Raw genomic sequence first — 18252 nt, forward strand, 5'->3', positions numbered from 1 at the left:
CTAGCTCTCCCTTTGCCTGTGCATATCGCGTATATGGATACCGACGGGGAAGTCGCTCAGCAGTTCCTCGACGGCAAAGCTCTTACCGGTCTCTTTCAGGGTGGTCCCGGTTAGCGTATTTTGCCAAGCGGCACCTGTCTCGCTAGGGATCAGCACCCGGGTATTGCCCCAGCGCGAGGGGGGCACATGGGGGCGTTCGGCGCCTGTCAGCAGCCCGGCGGCCAGGCGTGGCGCCACCACCAATAGCTGTTGGCCGCCATGTTGGCGCAGGAAGGCGACGAGCCTGTCGCCGTGTTCGCCTTCGACCGGCAAGGCGCGGTAATCGCCATGGGGGAAGAGGTCGCGATGGGCGTGGCGCAGCGTCAGTAGGCGGGCGACCAGGGACTGCTTGACCCTGCCGTCCTGCCAGCTTGCCAACGCTGCGACGGGTTCATGGTCCTGCTCCAGCGCAGCTTGTCGCGCTGCATGGTCGACGGGGCGGCGATTGTCCGGGTCGACCAGGCTGAAGTCCCAGAATTCGCATCCTTGGTAGAGGTCGGGCACGCCGGGCACGGTCAGGCGCAGTGCCGTCTGGACCAGCCCGTTGAGTGCTCCCGGCAGGTCGAGTTCGCGGGCCGCCGTTTCGAGTTCCCGGCACAGCTCGGACGTGGTCAGTAAGCCCTCCAGGTAATCGCGGCAGGCACTCTCGTAGGCCTCGTCGGGCCACAGCCAGTGCGTGCGCAACTTGGCCTCGCGCAGGGCCTTCTGCTGCCACTGGGCCAGGCGTTCGGCAAAGCGCTGCATGGCCTCGGTGTCGTCGCGCGCAAGCGTGGGTGGCCAGGCGCCGAGCAGCATCTGGTAGAGGAACAGTTCGTCGCCGGGCGTGGGGGCGGGCCCTTCGGGGAGTGCTTGACGCAGCGGGGTGGCCATTTCACACCAGCGCTCGACCCGGGTGGCAAAGCCGCTGGCATTCTCGCTGAGCGCGGCCAGGCGGGCACGCACGTCCTCGCCGCGCTTGTGGTCGTGGGTGGCCGTCGCTACCAGGCCGTGGGGGAAGTGGCGAGCCCGCCAGGCGTTGGCATCATGGAATTGACGCGGCGAGTGACTGAAACGCTCGCCGTCGAAGCCCACGTCATTGCGCGAGATCAGCGCCGCGCTGCGATAACCGGCGGTGTCCTCCACGGCCTTGGCTGCCACCGGCGAGGTGAGCTGCTGAAAACGTACGATGGCGCGCTGGCGCAGCCAGCGCTCCTCCAGGTCTTCGGTGTCGGCGGGCGCCTCGCCGCCCAGCCAGCGCTCGAGCGACGCCAGGACTTCCCTGTCGGGTGGGCTAAGCTCCCCCCTGGCCCCGGCCATGGCCTGATCGAAGAAGGGGGCATCGAGTTCCGGGCGGCCTCCGTCGTCGGCGTAGGTCCGGTATACGGGGAAGTGCACGATCAGCGCCGTCAGCGCGCGGCGCACCGCCGCCAGGGTGATGTCGCGGGTCGCCAGCGTGTGGCGGGCCACCGCATGCAGGGCGCGGGCACAGGCCTCGAACTCGCTGGCCAACAGGCTCGCGAGCACCTCACGGCGAGCCTGGCGAACCTCAGCGAGAAAGTCCGTTTCACGGCCGCTGACGTCGCGCCACAGGTCCCATAACGGCGCGGCACCGGCCGGGTCGTGCTGCAGGGCGGAGATCTCATTCATCAACTCGTAGCCGGTGGTGCCGTCGACTCCCCAGTCGCGATGCAAGGTCTCGTCGGCGGCCAGGATCTTCTCGACGAAGATCGCCACGTGGCGCACCACGCCCTGCGGTCGCCGTTTCTGGAGTTCGCCCAGCCGGGAGCGCAATCGGCGACAGTAGCCGCGCGGGTCCGCCAGGCCGTCGATGTGGTCGATACGCAGACCGTCGACCCAGCCCTGTTCCACCAGGCGCAGCGGCAGGGCATGAACCGCCTCGAACACCTCGGGTTGCTCGATGCGCAGTCCGCCGAGCTGGGTGATGTCGAAGAAGCGCCGCCAGTTGATCTCGTCGGCGCCACTGCGCCACCAGGCCAGGCGATAGTGCTGCCGCTCGAGCAGGTCGTGCAGGCGGATGGCCCCCCCTGGGGTACTGCCGTCGAAGCGGGCCAGGGCTTGTGTCAGAGCCTGTTCGGCTGAGGGAGCCGCCAGCGCCTGGTGCAGTTCGTGGCGACACTCGGCGATGTCGGTATAGGCATCTCTACGCTGGCGCAGGGCGTCGAAGCGTGGCGCCAGGTCCCACAGCGCTTCGTGCTCGGCCAGGCGCAGGATGTCGCCGTAGCGGCGCGGATCGACGGGAAAGCGATGCTCGTGGTAGGCGATGTGGAAGCGTATCGCCTTCGGCTCGTGGCATAGGACCAGTTCCCCGCCGTGCAGTGCGTCGGCATAGGGGGTGCCGAGGAAGGGCAGTAGTAGTTTGCCGCTCAACAGCGGGTCGGGGGAGTGCCAGTCGATATCGAAGAAGTCGGCATAGGGGCTTTCCTGGCCCCAGGCCAGCACGTCCTGCCACCAGGGATTCTGTGAACCGCCCACCGCCACGTGGTTGGGCACGATATCGAGTATCAGCCCCATGCCATGGGCGCGCAGTTGGCTCACCAGTCGTTCGAGCGCCGCTTCACCGCCGAGCTCCGGGTCGATGCGGGTGGGGTCGATGCCGTCGTAGCCATGAGGCGAACCGGCCTGCGACATCTGCAACGGCGAGGCGTAGGCATGGCTGATGCCGAGCCTGGCGTAGTAGCCGACCCATTCGGCGGCATCGTCCAGGGTAAAGCCATGGTGGAACTGCAAGCGTACGGTGGCGCGAATCTCACTCATCGTGTCCTCCACCTTGGGCGTCGTGGCGTGCTTCCCGGCGCGCCTCGGCTAACGCGGCCAAGCGTTGGCTCACTTCGGGGGAAGATAGCAGCCGCTCGCTGTCGCCCGGCAGGCGCCGCCGCCAGTTGGGGTGCTCGTCGAGCGTTCCCGGCAGGTTGGCCTGCTCCTCCAGCCCCAGGGCATCCTCCACCGGTAGCAGCGTGAGGGGCGATGGCGTGAGACCGAGCTGCCGGGCACAGGCATCGAGTACCTTCGATGTCTCCAGGTCGGCGGCCTCGAGCGCGCTTGCCGTGGCGTGACTGTCGAGCAGCCCTAGGGTGCGTGCCAGCCGGGCACGGTCCTCACGGCGCGCGGCTTGTTCGCTGCGGGCATCCTGCCCCGCGGCGAGCAGTCCGAAGCGGCTGCGCCATTCGATGTCGCGCCCGGCCCACCAGCCGGCCAGCGTGGGCAGATCGTGGGTCGAGGTGGTGGCGACAGCGTTGGGTGTCCACTGGGAGGGTGGCAGGAATTCGTCTTCGTCATTGCGCTCGAACCACAGCACACGTGTACCCAGGATGCCGCACGCAGCGAGCCGATCGCGCAGCCCGGGGGGTACGGTGCCCAGGTCCTCGCCGATGACGATGGCACGGTGGCGCCAGGACTCCAGCGCCACCAGCCGCAGCAGATCGTCGAGCGGGTAGCGCACGTAGCCTCCCTCGGCAGGCGCGGTGCCATGAGGCACCAGCCACAGACGCATGAGTCCCAGCACATGGTCGATACGAAGCCCCCCGGCGTGGGCGAAACCGGCGCGCAACATATCAATGAAGCTGCGAAAGCCCGAACGCACCAATCCTTGCGGCGAGAAGGGAGCAAGCCCCCAGTCCTGGCCGTGCACATTGAAGGTGTCCGGCGGGGCCCCGATCGACAGGCCCTCGAGCATCTCGGCCTGGCGGCTCCAGGCCTGGCTACCCGCCGCATCGGCGCCGACGGCCAGATCGGCGATCAATCCGACCTGCATTCCGGCCTCGCGGACCGAGGCCTGGGCGCGGGCGAGCCCTTCACTGGCCAGCCATTGCAGGAAGGCGTGAAAGTCGACTTCATGTGCCTGCTCCTCGGCGAAGCGGGCTACCTCGGTGCTGGCGGGGTCGCGCAGCGCCGTCGGCCAGCGGTGCCAGTCGCGCTCGCCAAGATGCTGCATGAGCGCTTCGAAGCGGCAGTGGTTTTCCAGCGTGGCACCGCTTCTCTCGCGAAAATCCGACAGAGCCTGGCGAGCCTGCTGCGCCTGGTCGTCTTCGCGCTGTGTCAGGTCTTCATGGAGTTCACGCAGCCAGGCGAGCTTGGCTCTCGCCGCTCGGGGCCAGTCGAGCAGCTCGTCCGTCTCCAACTGCGCGAGCGTCTCGCTTAGCCCGCTCCGCTCGATGGCCTTCGTGACTGAGGCCTCGCCAAGCAGTGCTTCGGGGGCGGCATGCAGTCCCTGATAGAGCAGGCGGCTCGAGGGGGAGTAGGGGCTGTAGTGCGTCACGTCGGCGCTGAACATGGCGTGCATCGGGCTCACGGCCAGCGCCGCGGCGCCGGCCTCGGCGGCATGCCGGGCAAAGAGATCCAGCGATCGGGTATCGCCGATGCCGCCGTCGCCGGGACGGCGCAGGGCATAAAGCTGCACCGCCATCCCCCAGAGCCGTGGCGCAGTACTGCCGCAGGCGTCGGCCACGGTGAAGCAGCGCGCCGGCGCGACGGCCAGGGTCAGTTCGGCCTCGGCAATCCGCAGGCGATGGTAGCCGGCCACCCCGACCGGGGGGAGGCGACCGCGCTTGTCGAGTCGATCGTGCAGCAGGTCGCCCTGTTCGAGGTGCAGGGTGAGCTCGGTGCCGGGGGGAAGCGGCGACGGCAGGTCGGTGGCGATGCCACGCTCGGCGGTGATCAATGGCGGCCACTGTCTCGGCGAGGTGGGGCCGCGCAGCCGCTCCAGGCTCGCTTCGATCGCCTCGGTGCTATCCGCGGGATAGCCGAGCCGTGTCAGCAGTTCGCGTTGGGTGGCGCTCGAGAGACGCTGCGGGCGCTCCTCACTGTCTTCCCATTCACGGATCAGGCCGGCAGCATCGGCCAGCTTCTGCAGGCGTCCCGCAGTCATGCACTCAGCTCCTCGTCGCCTGGCTCGCTTTTCAACCAGGCCACGGCGCAGCGCGCTGGCAAGTTGCCGCTCTCGGCGGCGACTGCCGCGCCCTCGCGTGTTTCGTACAGGTGCCGTCCGACGCCAAAAGCGCGGGTGGCGGCGGGCTGCTCGCTCAGGTTCACGGCAATGACCAGTCGGGTGTCGTCGTTCATCTGCCAGCGGGCGACGACGGCTCCTTCGTCGAGCGCTTCGGCGCCCAGGGCACGGGCACCCTCGAGGCGCGGCACGATTTCGGCGTGACGGATTGCCAGCAGACGGCGTACGAACGTCAGCCATTCGGCGTGGGGGGAGGTTTCACGGGCCGCGAAGTCGGGCCGCGAGGCTTCGAAAGTGGCAGCGTCATTGGGGTCGGGAATGGCGTCGCGGGATACCGGGTCCTGAAAAGCGCTGAACGCGGCGAACTCCGCCCGGCGGCCTTCACGTACGGCCCCGGCCAGCTCGGCGCGGTGGTCTGTGAAGAACAGGAAAGGGCGCTGGCTGGCCCACTCCTCGCCCATGAACAGCAGCGGCACCATGGGCGAGAGCAGCAGCAGCAGCGTGGCTGCCTCCAGTGCTTGCGGCTCGGCGAGCAGGGTCAGGCGCTCGCCCAGGGCGCGGTTGCCGACCTGGTCGTGGTTCTGCAGGAAAGCGACGAAGGCGGTCGGCGGCAGGTGAGCGCTCGGGCTGCCGCGCGGCGTACCCTGGCGGGTGGCGTCACCCTGATAGACGAAGCCTTCGCCGAGACTGCGCGCCAGTTTGTCGGTAGGGGAGTCGGCGAAGTCGGCATAATAGCCTTCGCGCTCTCCGGTGAGCAGCACGTGCATGACGTTGTGCCAGTCGTCGTTCCACTGGGCGATGAAGTGTCCATCCTCGAGCAGCTCGGCGTCGTTGTGCTCGTTCTCAAGTACCAAGTACATGTAGCGTCGCGGGTCGAGGTGGCTGCGTAGCGTCTCGGCCAGCTCGACCAGGAAGTCGCGCTCGGCGATGGCATGTACCGCATCGAGGCGCAGGCCATCGAAGCGGTACTCGTCGAGCCACATCAGGGCGTTCTCGATGAAGAACCGGCGCACCATGGGCTGGCGGAAGTCGATGGCCGGCCCCCACGGCGTCTGACGGTCGTGGCGAAAGAAGGCCTCGGCATAGCGTGGCAGGTAGTTGCCGTCCGGCCCGAAGTGGTTGTAGACCACGTCGAGAAACACCATCAGCCCCAGGCCGTGGGCGTCGTCGATGAACGCCTTGAGTGCGTCCGGATCGCCGTAGGTGTCGTCCACGGCGTAGGGCAGCACGCCGTCGTAGCCCCAGTTGCGCGTGCCGGGAAACGCCGACACCGGCATCAGTTCGACTGCCGTGATGCCGAGTTCGGCCAGATAGGGCAGATGCTGGCGCGCCTTCGCCAGGCCGCCCAGCGTGCCCAGGTGGAGCTCGTAGAGCACCGTCTCGCGCCAGGGCCGGCCCCGCCAGTCGGCATGGCGCCAAGCATGGCGGTAGGGGTCGATGACCAGGCTCGGCCCCTCGATGCCTCCTGCCTGGGCACGGGAGGCCGGGTCGGAAACCGCGATGCCTTCGGCGGCGCCATCGGTAAAGACACGGTAGCGGTAGCGGGCAGCATGATCGCAAGTCGCCTCACCGACGAAGCGTCCTTCGCCGGCGTGCGTCATGGCGATGACGTCAAGCCCCTCGACCTCGAGGTCGACGCGGCTGGCGCTCGGTGCCCACAGCGAGAAGCGGGTCCAGTCCGGCCCCATGACCTGAGCGCCGAAGCCGTACTCGAAACGCTGAGCTTCGTTCATCTTGCTACCTTCTCTAACCCAGCCTCTTCGCTGATGCGCTGATAGAGCTGCGTATAGGGCGCGATCGATTGGCGCCAGTGGTAGCGCCCCGTCATGGCCGCCCGGCGCATGGCATAGAACAGCTCCGTGGAGTGGTAGACCGAGAAGGCCTGCTGGATTGCCTGCATGAAGCTGGCCAGATTGACGTCGTTGAACAGAAAGCCCGTCACCCCATCCTCGATGGTATCGGCCAATCCCCCAGTGCGGTGGGCAATGGGCAGCGAGCCGAAGCGCTGGGCGTACATCTGGCTGAGGCCGCAGGGCTCGAAGCGCGACGGCATCAGCAGGAAGTCACTGCCCGCGTAGATGCAACGTGCCTCCTCCTCGTCGAAGCCTACGTAGACCCCGACGGCGCCGGGATAACGCCCCGCCAGCCGGCCCAACTGTGTCTCCACATGGCGTTCGCCGTTGCCGATGAAGACCAACTGGCCGCCGGCCTGGACGATGCTCGCGGCAGCCTCGATGACCAGATCGACACCCTTCTGGTGCACCATGCGCGACACCATGGCGAACAGCGGGCCGGAACTGGGTGCCAGACCGAAGCGATGGCGCACGTACTCGGCGTTGGCGCGCTTGCCGCGCCAGTCGTTGGCCGAGAAAGCCTGGACCAGGTGAGCGTCGGTACGCGGATCCCAGGAGTCGTCGATGCCGTTGGGGATGCCGCTGAGCCCGCCCTGCTCCGCCTTGCAGCGCAACAGGCCATCCAGGCCACAGCCGAATTCCGGCGTAGTGATCTCCTGGGCATAGGTCGCGCTGACCGTGGTGACATGGGAGGCGTAGACGATGCCCGCCTTCATGAAGGAGAGCTTGCCGTAGTATTCGATCCCGTCGATATGGAACGCCTCACCGGGAATGCCCAGTGCCGTACAGCGCGAGGCCTCGAACAAGCCCTGGTAGGCCAGGTTGTGGATGGTGAACACGGAGGCTACCTTGTGCCCCTGCCAGCGCAGGTAGGCGGGCGCCAGCCCGCATGCCCAGTCGTTGAGGTGCAGCAACTGAGGTTGCCAGTCGAGCCCGGCGCAGCCAGCGGCGATCTCGGCGGCGGCCAACGACAGCCGGGCGAAGCGGATATCGTTGTCCTCCCAGCCGTCGCTGCCGTAGCCACCGGGACCGGTGCCGTAAGGGCCGCCTGCACGCTCGTAGAGTTCGGGACAGAGCAGTACGTAGATGATCAAGCCATCGGTGCAGGTCAGCTCACCGATCTCGCAGTCCGGCAGGTCGGCATGGGCCGGCAGGCGGCCGACGCGACGTATAGGGAGCGCCGACTCGTGTACCTCCCGGTAGGCCGGGATGAGAATGCGAATGTCATGATGCGCCGCCAGCGCACGGGGAAGTGCCGAGGAGACGTCACCCAGCCCCCCGACCTTGACGAAATCGGCGATCTCGGGAGTTACGAAGAGGACATGTTGCGATGGATGTCTCGACGTGCCGAAACCGGGTGGAGCCTCGACGCCGTTGTCCCGCTTCGTGCCAGGATATGCGCCAAGCGCCAAGTCGTTGCCCGTGACAGTTATCGAGCAGCCTCGACTGTCATTTTTTGTTTCGGAATCGATACCCTTCAGTGCCACATTGCCCATGTTGACAGACCTCCCTGTAGTGGCATGGTCAAGATGCCTTGACTGCTCTTCTGTCAGTGTAACGCGCTCCCTTCTGGCTGCTCCTGGCCTGGAGTGAAGCTGGACAAAAGGTGGTGTTGCATAGGTATAGACGATGAATCCTACTGCGGTGAAATGAAATGCTCACATAACTTAGGTAAAGAAATTTTGAATAGAGAAGGACCTGACTCAGCCAGCTTGCCCAAGCAAAGCATCGTCGTGCTGGTTTTTTCGGGATAGATGATACGTTTAACTCAACGTTGCCGGTAAGGAGGCCTGGCTGTGCCAGATTGGCAATATGTAAAGCTAAATTCTTATGAGAATTTTGAAAAAGTAATACAGGATGTTGAAGGAGAATTATGGAGCATTTTCTAATGCTCTTTTTAAGAAATTATCATGGTTGCTGCAGGATTTTTCTGACGAATGTTGATAAAAAATAAGAAAATAGGCCTGACTGTCTTGCCGATATTCGATTCTGAACTGCCGGCATGCGCGCCAGGTCGGGCACACCCTGCCAGGCGCTAGGAGGAATGCTTTTCCTGACGCTCCGGATCGAAGCGATGGCCGGTACGGTGCAGCAGCTCGAACTGACGATTGCACTGACTGCAGGCTCCGCACATGGCGAGATGAAAACGCAGAGATACTCGCTCAGGCCATGACAGTCGCCGATCGAGGCGTAGCGACATCAGCTCCGTGGCGCGTCGACACATGATCATGGTTTGTCTCCTCCCGATAGCCAGCCCCGTTCGATGCACGCCCGCAGGCGCAGGCGGGCGCGGTGCAGGATGATCCAGCAGTTGTTCTCCTTGATCGCCAGCTCGCGGCAGATCTGCTCAGTCGTGAGCCCCATCAGCTCGCGAAGAGAAAAGACACGGGCCAGGTTGTCCGGCAGCACGATCATGCAGGCATCGAAGACTTGCCAGAAGCGCTCATTCTCGAACACCGCTTCAGGCTCCCCCCAGCTGCTGGGGCGGGCATCCCGCTGCCATCGGCCGCTCTGCTGGAACTGGCGGTCGATGGCGTCGTCATCGCTTTCGTCCTCGAGCGGTTGCCATTGGCCATGGCGCTTCTGAGCGCGCATGAGATCGAGGATCTTGTGCTTGAGAATGCCGAAGACCCAGGTTTCGTAGCCGGAGCGACCGGAGAAGCTGGCATCCTTCTCGATGGCGGCCTCCAGGGCGTCCTGCACGGCGTCTTCCGCAGCGGCGTTATTACGTAGATGCAAGCGGGCGAAGGAGACCAGGCGTGGGCGGACGGCGGCCAGACGCCGCATCCGCTCTTGTGCTTGCTCGTGATGTTGCGAATCGTCCGATACGGGATCAGGAGTCGTCGGCATTGAGTTGCCCATTCGTGCTAGTGGCTTCCACACTCAAGGAACTCATTCTATCAGTTCGCCTACCGTCAGGGTGCCGCGCTCGGCCAGGTGCACGGGGCGGGAGTCGTCGCGGGTCCAGGCGGCCATGGAGCCGTCGTACATCGTGACGTTTTCCAGCCCCCCTATCTCGCTTAGCTGAAACCAGCCGCTGGAGGCCCAGTGCCCGGTATTGCAGAAGGCGACGGTGGGAGCCCCTCGGTCCAGCTCAAGGTCATCGATGGCTGCAGTCAGCCGTTCGGGTTCCAGGTACCAGGCGCCATGGCGCTCCACCAGCGCATCGTCATGGGGCAGGTTCACCGAATCCGGGATGGTGCCGGGCACCCGAGTGGCGGGTGACTGCTCCGTACCGGTGTAGAAGCCTTCGGGGCGGGCATCCACCAGCTGCTCACCGGCCTGGCGGGAAGCTTCCACCTCCTCGGTGGTGGCCAGCAGGTCTTCACGCAGCGATGCCGAGAAGTCGGTCGCCTCGGGCTCGCTTGCCGGGCCGTTGTCGACCTTGAAACCCTGCTGCTCCCAGCCGGCAAAGCCGCCGTTGAGGATTGCCACCTCGTCATGACCCAGCGCCTTGAAGGTCCAGTAGACCCGGGTAGCGCTGGCGAAGTCGGTAGGGCCGGTGCCGGCGGGAACGACGATCACGGTGTCATCGTTGCCGATACCCAGGCCACCGATCAATTCCGCCAGGTCGTCGACGTCCGGCATCAGTCCGGCCACGCCATCGCGCTCCTCGCGCCAGCCATCCTCGGCGTAGTTGCTGTAGCGGCTACCGGGAATGCGGCCGGCCTCGAAGGCGGCACGATCGCCGCCGTCATCGATGGCGGAACGCACGTCCAGCACCACGAGATCGTTGTTGTCCAGGTGGCCATCGAGCCACCCGGCATCGACCAGGGGTGAGGGATGCATCGCCTGGGCGGTGCTGGCGAACGTCAGTGCGCCAACTGCCAAGATCAGAGGGATTCGCATGAGTCTGTCCTCCACGCTGGGGATGGAAGGAGCCTAGGTCGGCTGCAATGAGGTCGCAACGTTTCGTCGAGAACGCTTTCCGTCCGACACATTCCCCAAGGGCATAACGGCTCGGTCAGTAACGACGACAGAGAGCCGCTTGGCTGCTATCGGTTGTAAGGAACGTGCGGTTACGGCGACACAGCCTGAACGATAGATGACTGGTCTAGGGGTGCCTGCCAGACCCTGGCGGTCGCCGGTACCGTCGCGAATCCGCGGCCATGACCCAACAACAAGACACAGGAGATCGCGAGCATGACGGAACAGCAGCCGCCCCCGCGGCGATTCTGGCTGGCAGGCAAGCGAGCCGCCGAGCAGGACAGGTTCTTTCGCGAGGCCCTCGAGGCCCAAGGCTGGGAGGAAGGCGATGAGCGGCATTGGGATGCCGCCTGGGTCACCGGTATGCCCGAGTCCGGTCAGTTCCGCCGGGTCTCGCCAAGATGCCGGATCAATCACTTTCCCGGCAACGCCGCACTGACCGTCAAGAGCCGGCTGTACGAAAGCCTGGCCAGCCTCCGGGCGCGCATGGTCGACGGCTTCGGGGCGGAGCATCCCTTGACGTCGCGGCTGGATTTCTTCCCCCGCGCCTATGTCATGCCGCATGACTACCATGCCTTGCAGCAGGCCGCTCGGGACAACTCCGCGCAGCGCTGGATCCTCAAGCCGACCAATGCCTCCAAGGGCAAGGGCGTTCGAGTGCTGTGCGACGCCGGCGAAGCGCCGCTGGCGCCCGACTGGCTGGTGCAGGAGTATCTCGACCATCCCCATACCATTCGCGGGCACAAGTACGTGCTGCGGCTCTATGTGCTGATCGCCTCGCTCGCACCGCTGCGGGTGTACCTCTATCGCCAGGGCTTTGCCAAGCTCGCCTCCGAGCCCTGGGATCCGGACGATGCCGACAACCCTTACAGCCAGTTGACCAATCCCGACATCAATGCGCTCAACACCCGCGCCGAGGTACCGGTGGAGTTCATCGATCTCGACCGCTACCGCGCCTGGCTGCGCGAGCAGGGGCACGACGACGCGGCGCTGTTTGCGCGTATCGAGGAACTCGTGCGGCTTGCTGCCATTGCCGGTGTCGATGCGATGCGAAGCCGTACCGCCGCCGTGGGCGCCGACCCGAAGGGCTGCTACGAGCTGCTGGGCCTCGACTGCCTGGTCGATGACACCCTCAAACCGTGGATTCTCGAATGCAACCTGAGCCCGTCGCTTGGGACCTGTGCCGCGCCAGAAAGCGGCGGGCTCATCGAGGAGCGGATCAAGGGCGACCTGGTACGCGACCTGGTCGCCCTGACCGGCCTGGCAGACAACGATGCTGCCGACGCCTCCGATCCGCTGGCCGAAGCCGAGGCGGAACTGGCCAGGGCCGGAGGTTTCCGGCGCCTGCTGCCTGCCGCCGACCCCGAGCGCTACCTGGCGTACTTCTCGTTGCCAACGCCTGAGGACCTGGCGCTGGCCGATGGCCTGGCTGGCCAGCGCGTGCCACGCCCCAAGCTGATGCGTCGCCGCGTCAGCGAGTACTACGACGACCACCAATTGGCTCTCTACGATGCCGGGAACGGCCGCCTCTATCGCCCCAACGATTCCGCGGCATTGATCTGGCTGCTAGCCACCGAGGGGCTCGAGCCCGAGGCAATCGTCGAGGCGCTGGGGGCGGCAACCGCCAAGGCGGGCGACGTCCACGATACCAAGGCCCTGAGCGGGGAGGTGTGGTTGACACTCTCGGAGTGGTGCCGCCTGGGCCTGCTGTGCCAGCGTGGCGATGAAGGAACGGTGCTCCCCGAGGTCGGCTCGGCTGCTGTTGAGCCGATGACGAATGAAGAGACACGCCAGACGGTGCTGCTGGAGCACGAGGAGCGGCGCTGGGCGCTGGAGGTGGCCGACGGCGCCGCCTTGAACCGCTTGCAGGCGGGATTTGGGGGCGGGCTCCCGCCGCTCTCCGCCGATGCAGCCAAGGCGCTGCCGAGGCTGGCACTGCTGAAGGCGGCGGCGGGCTATGCCCTGGCCTCCGACGACACGCTGATCACCTCCCGCCTGACTTTGCCGGCCATCGTTCCGGCACTGACGGAGTTCCTGCTGCGCCAGGCCGCGACACCGGGGCAACTGGTAATCGATGCCCATCTCGTGGTGACACCGGTGGGTAACGCCGCGCTCTGTATCGCCAGCGATCCCCAGGCGCGGGAGGCGCTTGCCGCCCTGCCTTCGGCGCTCCGCAGCAGGTTCTCCCGTGGCGTCAGGCTGGCGGTGGAGGGCGAGGAGGTGCGCCTGGAGCCGCTTGGCCTACCTGGGCCGGGAGCCGGCTCGCCCGCAGCGGAAGCTCTTGCGACGCTGCCACGCGCGCTGCCGGTCTGGGTCATCGCCGGCACGGAGTCCGCGCCTGCCACCCCTACACAGCTGTCCCGGCTCGACGCCCTGGCGGTGCTGTTGCCGGCCTGTCGCACGGCCGGCGGCGAGCACCTCTCGGCCGATGCGGTACAGCAGCTGGACCGCTGGCTTGATGGAAGAGGGTGCTGGACGGTCGGCGTCGAGTCCACGCTGGCTCAACTGGACGCTTCCCAGCCAGCGACCCCGGCCGACTCGATGGCGGCGGGGAACTGAGCAGCCGGTGACTCACCCGTGTGGGTCACCTGTCGAAGCGAGCTCGATGAGCCCGTTTCGTTGCCAGGCGGCGTGACGGCCTTTTGCTGCATGCCGCTTTCACTTCAAGTCCCTGAAGGAGAAGACGATATGACAGAGCACGAGGAGAAGCGCCGCACGCTGCTGAGCCGGCTCAGCCGTCGCCTCGGCTATGCGGCTCCCGCCCTGGCGTTGGTTGCCAGCGGCGCCGCGCTGCAGGCCATTGCTGACGAAATCGGCACACAACCGGCCTATACCAGCGGGCAGGAAGCGCCGCTGATGCTGGCCGAGGCGCATGAAGAGAAGAAGCCCGAAGCAGAAGGTGAGGCCGAGGGCGAAGCAGAAGGAGAAGCAGAAGGTGAGGCCGAGGGCGAAGCGGAAGCCGAGGCAGAAGGCACCTAAGGACCCTATTCCGTGCCGGGCGGTATGACCCGGCACGGAGCCGGCATTGCGAGACCCGTCCACTCAAGAAGGGAAAGCGCATGAGCGAACCACAAGATAGTGCCTGTCTCGACTGCCTCATCGAGGAGAATCGGCTGGCCCTGCATCAGTTGCAGGCGTTTCTGGAGCGGCTCACACCTACCCTCTATCGATACGCCTTCGGCCCGACGGGGCGCCAGAGCCTGGGCAAGCACGTGCGTCATATCCTCGACCATTACGATGCCCTGCTGGCGGGCGCGGGTGTTGGCAGCATCGACTACGAGAATCGTCAGCGGGACGAGCGGCTCGAAGCCGAACCGGTAGCGGCCGTGGCGCGGGTTGTCGAGATCAGCGCCGCGCTGCCACGCCTGCACGCGCATCATTCGACCACTCAACAGATGCGATACCCCGTCGACGGCGCCTGTTCCAGCCTGACGCTATCGACCAGCCTGGCACGCGAACTGGCGTTCATGACCAGCCATACCGTGCATCACATGGCGCTGCTGGGCTTCATGGCGGAGCAACTCGGCGTGGCCCTGCCCGACGATTTCGGGGTGCACCCATCGACGCTTCGATTTTGGCGGCGAAGCAGAATCGTGCCTCAGGCAGCCGGCGCCTTCGCCAGGTCGAGCAAACCCAGGCTCGTATCTCAGTGACGGAGTTCAATCACCCGCCCACCGGCATCCTCGGCGTCCTCCCGGTCATGGGTGACGAGCAGGCTGGGCAGGCCCGCCTCGCGCAGCCGGTCGAAGACCAGCCGGCGCATGTCGTGGCGTAGCGGCCTGTCGAGTTTCGAGAAGGGTTCGTCGAGAAGCACGGCGCAGGGTTCGGAGAGCAATAGGCGCATCAGTGCCACGCGAGCCTTCTGGCCTCCCGACAGCGTAGCGGGATCGCGCGATCCGAAACCACTCAGGCCAACCTGTTCCAGCGCTGCCTCGATTCGCCCTGCCTTGTCGGTTGCGGCACGAGGCATGCCGAAGCGCAGGTTGCCGGCTACCGAGAGGTGCGGAAACAGCAGCGGGTCCTGGAACAGCAGGCCGATGCCGCGCCGCTCCGCCGGCAGCCGGCTGATGTCGTGCCCGTCGAGCAGGACCTGGCCGCTGGCCTGAAAGGCCGGTGCGAGGAAGCCCGCCAGGTAGGCCAGCAGGGTCGACTTACCGGAGCCGGACGGCCCCATCACGGTAAGCACTTCGCCAGGGCCGATCTCGGCATCGAGCGACAGCAGGGGCGTTTCCGCCAGGGCGATGCGGACGTCCTTTAGCGCCAGGCGATGATATGTGTTCATGGCGATCCTCGCATGCCGCGGCGGTTGGACCAGAGCAGCCGCGGCAGGCCCACGGCGATGATGAAGCCCACCAGCGGCAGGCTGGCCTGGACCAAAGCCCACACGCCGATCACCCGGCGGTTGCCTCCGGCGGCCAGTGATACCGCCTCGGTGGTCACTGTGGCGATGCGCCCGGCCCCGAGCAGCAGAGTGGGCAAGTATTGGCCGATGCTGACGGCGAGACCCACGGCGCCGGCGGTGAGCAGCGGTGCGAGCAGCATGGGCAGGCGCACTCGCCAGAACACGGCGCGGCGTGAGGTACCAAGGCTAAGGGCGAGCTGCGACCAGCGCGGGTCGAAGCAGCGGTAGGCTTCCGCAAGGGACAGGAACACGTAGGGCAACACGAACAGCAGATGCCCGAAGATCACCAGCCATAGCCGTGGCCGCATACCCAGCGACTCCATCACCACCACCAGGCCGAACAGGAAGGCGATCTGCGGCACGATCAGCGGCAGATAGAGCAGCGTCAGCGCCGAGAGCAGCTTGCCCTGAGCCGGGTGGCGTCCGCTACGCTGCTCATTCTCTAGTGCCGCCAGCGTCAGGACCAGGGCGAGCAGCGTCGCGCCGATGGCGATCAGCGCCGTGGTGGCGACTGGTCCTGCCAGGGTTGGCAGGGCGCGCAGCCAGTGAACGGCAGTAACGGCCTGGGGCAGGGCATCGGGGAAACGCCAGAAGCCCGCGATGGAGCTGAGCGCGAGTCCGGCCAGACCCACGAAAGCGGTGAGGCTGGCGATCAGGATCAGCCCCTTGCCTGCCAGGCGCAGCGGCTGCTCGCCTTGGCCGCGTCCGCCGCGGGCTAGCCATAGTCGCCCCAGCCAGGCGACGAGGCACTCCAGGTACCACCAGGCGATGAGTGCCGTCGCCGTGACGCCGAGCTGCAGCACGGCACCTGCCGAGGCCATGAAGCGCCGGCTCAGGTCGGGATCCTGGTACCAGGTCAGGATCGACACGGCGAGCGTCGGCGGCAGCGTCGGGCCGAGAATCAGGGCGACATCCACCACTGACGTGGCGTAGGCGATCACCGCGTAGATCGGCAGCCGTATCAACGGATAGAGCGCCGGGACCACCACTTTGAGCCAGGCAGTCATTGGGCGATAGCCGAGCGAGCGGGCCATGGCCACGCGTCGCTCGGGATCGAGCTGCGGAAGGGCGGCGAGACTCATCAGCAGCAGGAACGGGATCTCCTTGATCACCAGGCCGGCCATCAGTGCAAAGCCCCAGGGATCGTGGACGATCAACAGGTCCGGTGGACGCTGCCAGCCGGACAGCTCCGGCGAGAGCAGCCGCGCCAGCAGCCCAGAGGGTGCGATCAGAAAGGCCAGACCGAAAGCGGCGGCGGCATGGGGAAGAGACAGCAGTGGCGCCACCATGCGCCGTATCCAGCGATCCAGCCGGCTGCCCGACACGCTGGCCAGAAACAGCAGCACCACGGCGAGCGACACGGCCGTGGTGGCCAGGCCACTGGCGAAACTGACTCCCACCGAGCGCGCCAATCCGGGTTGGACGAACAGTTCGCGCCAGGGGGCCAGGCTCAGGCGTTCGCCGCCCAGTGCCGGCAGATAGCCGAAGGCGGGCAGCAACGCCATGGCCAGGCCGGCCAGTATCGGACCGACCAGCAGCGTGACGATCAACAGCGGGGCGAGGCGCAGCATCAGGACCTGTTACCTTTCGGCAGTTGGAGCCGGGAAACGCTTCTGGCCATCTTCCGAGCTTCCTAGCGACCGATGTAGCGTGTCCGCCAGGCTTCCTGAAGCGCCTTCATCCAGCTTGGGTGCGGTTCTGGCAGGGTCTGGGCCAGCGCTTCCGGTGCCGGCAGGGCGGGGTTGTCGCTCTCCTGTTCGAAGAGTGCGCGGGTCTCGGCGTCGAGGCGTGTCACGTCGAGCACGGTGGGGTCGCCCCATACCGAGAGGTCCTGCTTGCGTGCCTGGGCTTCGGGCGAGAGCAGGAAATTGGCCACGACCATGGCGCCGGCCCGGCGGGGCGAATTGAACGGGATGGCGACGAAATGCACGTTGCCCAGGGTACCGCCGTCGAGCACGTAGCTGCGGGTCGATTCGGGCAGCTCGAAGTTGGCCACGGCGGCGGCCGGTTCCGCCGGGTTGAAGGTGAAGGCCAGCGCCAGTTCGCCGTCACTCATCAGGCGACGCAGCTCGGGGCCATTGGCAGGAAACTGTCGACCGCTGCGCCACAGGTGGGGGTGCAAGGCGTCGAGATAATCCCATAGTGGTGCCGTGACCGCCTCGAAGTCGCTCTGGTCGACTGGCTCGTAGAGCGCCGCGCTGCCGTCGGCCAGCGCGATCAGCGCCTGCTTGAGAAAGGTGCTGCCGAGAAAGTCGGGAATGCGTGGATAGGTGAAGCGCCCCGGGTTGATCTCGGCCCAGGCGAGGAGTTGCGCCATGCTGCGCGGCGGCTCTTCCCCGAGTTCTGCGGCGTCGTAGTAGAAGGTGATTTGCGCCTTGCCCCAGGGCGACTCATAGCCTTCGGTCGGCAGGGTGAAGTCGGTGACTACCTCTGGATTATGCTCGGGATGGGTCAGGGCAAAGTTTGGCAGCTGCTCGGCGAAGGGGCCGTAGAGCAGGTCGTTCTCCTTCATGGCAGCGAAGTTCTCGCCGTTGAGCCAGACCAGGTCGACGCTGCCGTCGTCATGATTGCCCGCGCTGCGCTCGGCCAGTACCCGGGAGACGGCGGAGCCGGTGTCATCGATCTTGACGTGTACCAGTTCGACCTCGTACTCGTCCCTTACCCGGCGCTTTACCCAATCGATGTAGTCGTTGATCCGTGTGTCGCCGGCCCAGGCGTGCCAGTAGACGGCCTGGCCGCGAGCTTCGTCGAGAACGCTCTCCCATTCCTGCGGGGCGGAGGCCGCGTGGAGTGGGTAGGCGAGCAGGGCAGCCAGTGGCAGGACACGCAGTAGACGCTGCGACATCGACGCATTCCTCAATAGGGTGGATTCGAGCATGGCCTAGCAGCCTCGGCCTGTCTCCCCAGGCACGATGACTCTTGCTTCGGATCGTACGTTCATGAGCGTACCCACATGGTCGCGAAGCTACTGCCATCCTTACACATTTTCTCTTATTCCCGCCAAGTCCTGTAAGGCGGGGCCGAGTCGGGCGACAAAGGCCTACCGCTGTGCTTCAGCGGTAACGTCCTAGTGTCATGACATGTCAAAC

At 66.1% G+C, this 18252-nt stretch carries 13 protein-coding genes; 3 read left to right on the top strand and 10 right to left on the bottom strand.

Going from position 1 to position 18252, the window contains the following annotated elements:
• From treY to ACUY1T_RS13695, 7 genes are all read right to left on the bottom strand, one after another.
• Positions 1-2793: a malto-oligosyltrehalose synthase gene (gene treY, locus ACUY1T_RS13665; protein ID WP_446023667.1), complete on the bottom strand. Its 2793-nt coding sequence runs from the start codon at positions 2791-2793 to the stop codon at positions 1-3.
• Positions 2786-4903, bottom strand: coding sequence for a 4-alpha-glucanotransferase (malQ, locus tag ACUY1T_RS13670; protein WP_446023668.1), 2118 nt, complete (start codon positions 4901-4903; stop codon positions 2786-2788). Before malQ ends, treY begins: the two co-directional genes overlap by 8 nt.
• The gene (treZ, locus tag ACUY1T_RS13675) at positions 4900-6714 is read right to left on the bottom strand and encodes a malto-oligosyltrehalose trehalohydrolase (RefSeq protein ID WP_446023670.1); all 1815 of its coding nucleotides are present in this window, start codon (positions 6712-6714) and stop codon (positions 4900-4902) included. Before treZ ends, malQ begins: the two co-directional genes overlap by 4 nt.
• A complete protein-coding gene (gene glgA / locus ACUY1T_RS13680; RefSeq protein WP_446023672.1) occupies positions 6711-8330 on the bottom strand; it encodes a glycogen synthase GlgA in 1620 nt (539 codons plus the stop codon). Before glgA ends, treZ begins: the two co-directional genes overlap by 4 nt.
• A 539-nt stretch (positions 8331-8869) precedes the next feature.
• Positions 8870-9064, bottom strand: a complete 195-nt coding sequence (locus ACUY1T_RS13685) for a zf-HC2 domain-containing protein (protein ID WP_446023674.1) — start codon at positions 9062-9064, stop codon at positions 8870-8872.
• On the bottom strand, positions 9061-9684 hold the full coding sequence (locus ACUY1T_RS13690) for a sigma-70 family RNA polymerase sigma factor (RefSeq protein WP_446023676.1): 624 nt from the start codon (positions 9682-9684) through the stop codon (positions 9061-9063). The genes ACUY1T_RS13685 and ACUY1T_RS13690 overlap by 4 nt, the downstream gene beginning before the upstream one ends.
• A 42-nt stretch (positions 9685-9726) precedes the next feature.
• A complete protein-coding gene (locus ACUY1T_RS13695) occupies positions 9727-10683 on the bottom strand; it encodes a sulfurtransferase (RefSeq protein WP_446023678.1) in 957 nt (318 codons plus the stop codon).
• A 294-nt stretch (positions 10684-10977) separates the two neighbouring features.
• On the opposite strand from ACUY1T_RS13695, the gene ACUY1T_RS13700 reads away from it, so the two are divergent.
• The 3 genes from ACUY1T_RS13700 to ACUY1T_RS13710 all read left to right on the top strand — a co-directional run bounded on the left by ACUY1T_RS13700 (position 10978) and on the right by ACUY1T_RS13710 (position 14414).
• Positions 10978-13320, top strand: a complete 2343-nt coding sequence (locus ACUY1T_RS13700) for a hypothetical protein (RefSeq protein WP_446023680.1) — start codon at positions 10978-10980, stop codon at positions 13318-13320.
• Between the two features lie 129 nt (positions 13321-13449).
• The gene (locus ACUY1T_RS13705; protein WP_446023682.1) at positions 13450-13740 is read left to right on the top strand and encodes a hypothetical protein; all 291 of its coding nucleotides are present in this window, start codon (positions 13450-13452) and stop codon (positions 13738-13740) included.
• 80 nt (positions 13741-13820) lie between these two features.
• Positions 13821-14414 (top strand): DinB family protein, encoded by a 594-nt coding sequence (locus tag ACUY1T_RS13710; RefSeq protein ID WP_446023683.1) that lies wholly within the window; start codon positions 13821-13823, stop codon positions 14412-14414.
• Here the strand turns inward: ACUY1T_RS13710 and ACUY1T_RS13715 are convergent.
• The 3 genes from ACUY1T_RS13715 to ACUY1T_RS13725 all read right to left on the bottom strand — a co-directional run bounded on the left by ACUY1T_RS13715 (position 14408) and on the right by ACUY1T_RS13725 (position 18008).
• Positions 14408-15043 (bottom strand): ATP-binding cassette domain-containing protein, encoded by a 636-nt coding sequence (locus tag ACUY1T_RS13715; RefSeq protein WP_446023685.1) that lies wholly within the window; start codon positions 15041-15043, stop codon positions 14408-14410. The two genes, ACUY1T_RS13710 and ACUY1T_RS13715, sit on opposite strands and share 7 nt — an antisense overlap.
• Positions 15040-16734 (bottom strand): ABC transporter permease, encoded by a 1695-nt coding sequence (locus tag ACUY1T_RS13720; protein WP_446023687.1) that lies wholly within the window; start codon positions 16732-16734, stop codon positions 15040-15042. Before ACUY1T_RS13720 ends, ACUY1T_RS13715 begins: the two co-directional genes overlap by 4 nt.
• A gap of 62 nt (positions 16735-16796) precedes the next feature.
• Positions 16797-18008, bottom strand: coding sequence for an ABC transporter substrate-binding protein (locus ACUY1T_RS13725; RefSeq protein ID WP_446023689.1), 1212 nt, complete (start codon positions 18006-18008; stop codon positions 16797-16799).
• Positions 18009-18252 lie beyond the last annotated feature (244 nt).

This window comes from Billgrantia sp. Q4P2 (assembly GCF_052806135.1).

Excerpts from the sequence above, each read along its gene's own strand:
- ACUY1T_RS13695 (WP_446023678.1), bottom strand. The coding sequence starts at position 10,683 with ATGCGAATCCCTCTGATCTTGGCAGTTGGCGCACTGACGTTCGCCAGC.
- ACUY1T_RS13700 (WP_446023680.1), top strand. The coding sequence starts at position 10,978 with ATGACGGAACAGCAGCCGCCCCCGCGGCGATTCTGGCTGGCAGGCAAG.
- ACUY1T_RS13690 (WP_446023676.1), bottom strand. The coding sequence starts at position 9,684 with ATGCCGACGACTCCTGATCCCGTATCGGACGATTCGCAACATCACGAG.
- glgA (WP_446023672.1), bottom strand. The coding sequence starts at position 8,330 with ATGGGCAATGTGGCACTGAAGGGTATCGATTCCGAAACAAAAAATGAC.
- treZ (WP_446023670.1), bottom strand. The coding sequence starts at position 6,714 with ATGAACGAAGCTCAGCGTTTCGAGTACGGCTTCGGCGCTCAGGTCATG.
- ACUY1T_RS13705 (WP_446023682.1), top strand. The coding sequence starts at position 13,450 with ATGACAGAGCACGAGGAGAAGCGCCGCACGCTGCTGAGCCGGCTCAGC.
- ACUY1T_RS13715 (WP_446023685.1), bottom strand. The coding sequence starts at position 15,043 with ATGAACACATATCATCGCCTGGCGCTAAAGGACGTCCGCATCGCCCTG.
- malQ (WP_446023668.1), bottom strand. The coding sequence starts at position 4,903 with ATGACTGCGGGACGCCTGCAGAAGCTGGCCGATGCTGCCGGCCTGATC.
- ACUY1T_RS13720 (WP_446023687.1), bottom strand. The coding sequence starts at position 16,734 with ATGCTGCGCCTCGCCCCGCTGTTGATCGTCACGCTGCTGGTCGGTCCG.
- treY (WP_446023667.1), bottom strand. The coding sequence starts at position 2,793 with ATGAGTGAGATTCGCGCCACCGTACGCTTGCAGTTCCACCATGGCTTT.
- ACUY1T_RS13685 (WP_446023674.1), bottom strand. The coding sequence starts at position 9,064 with ATGATCATGTGTCGACGCGCCACGGAGCTGATGTCGCTACGCCTCGAT.
- ACUY1T_RS13725 (WP_446023689.1), bottom strand. The coding sequence starts at position 18,008 with ATGTCGCAGCGTCTACTGCGTGTCCTGCCACTGGCTGCCCTGCTCGCC.
- ACUY1T_RS13710 (WP_446023683.1), top strand. The coding sequence starts at position 13,821 with ATGAGCGAACCACAAGATAGTGCCTGTCTCGACTGCCTCATCGAGGAG.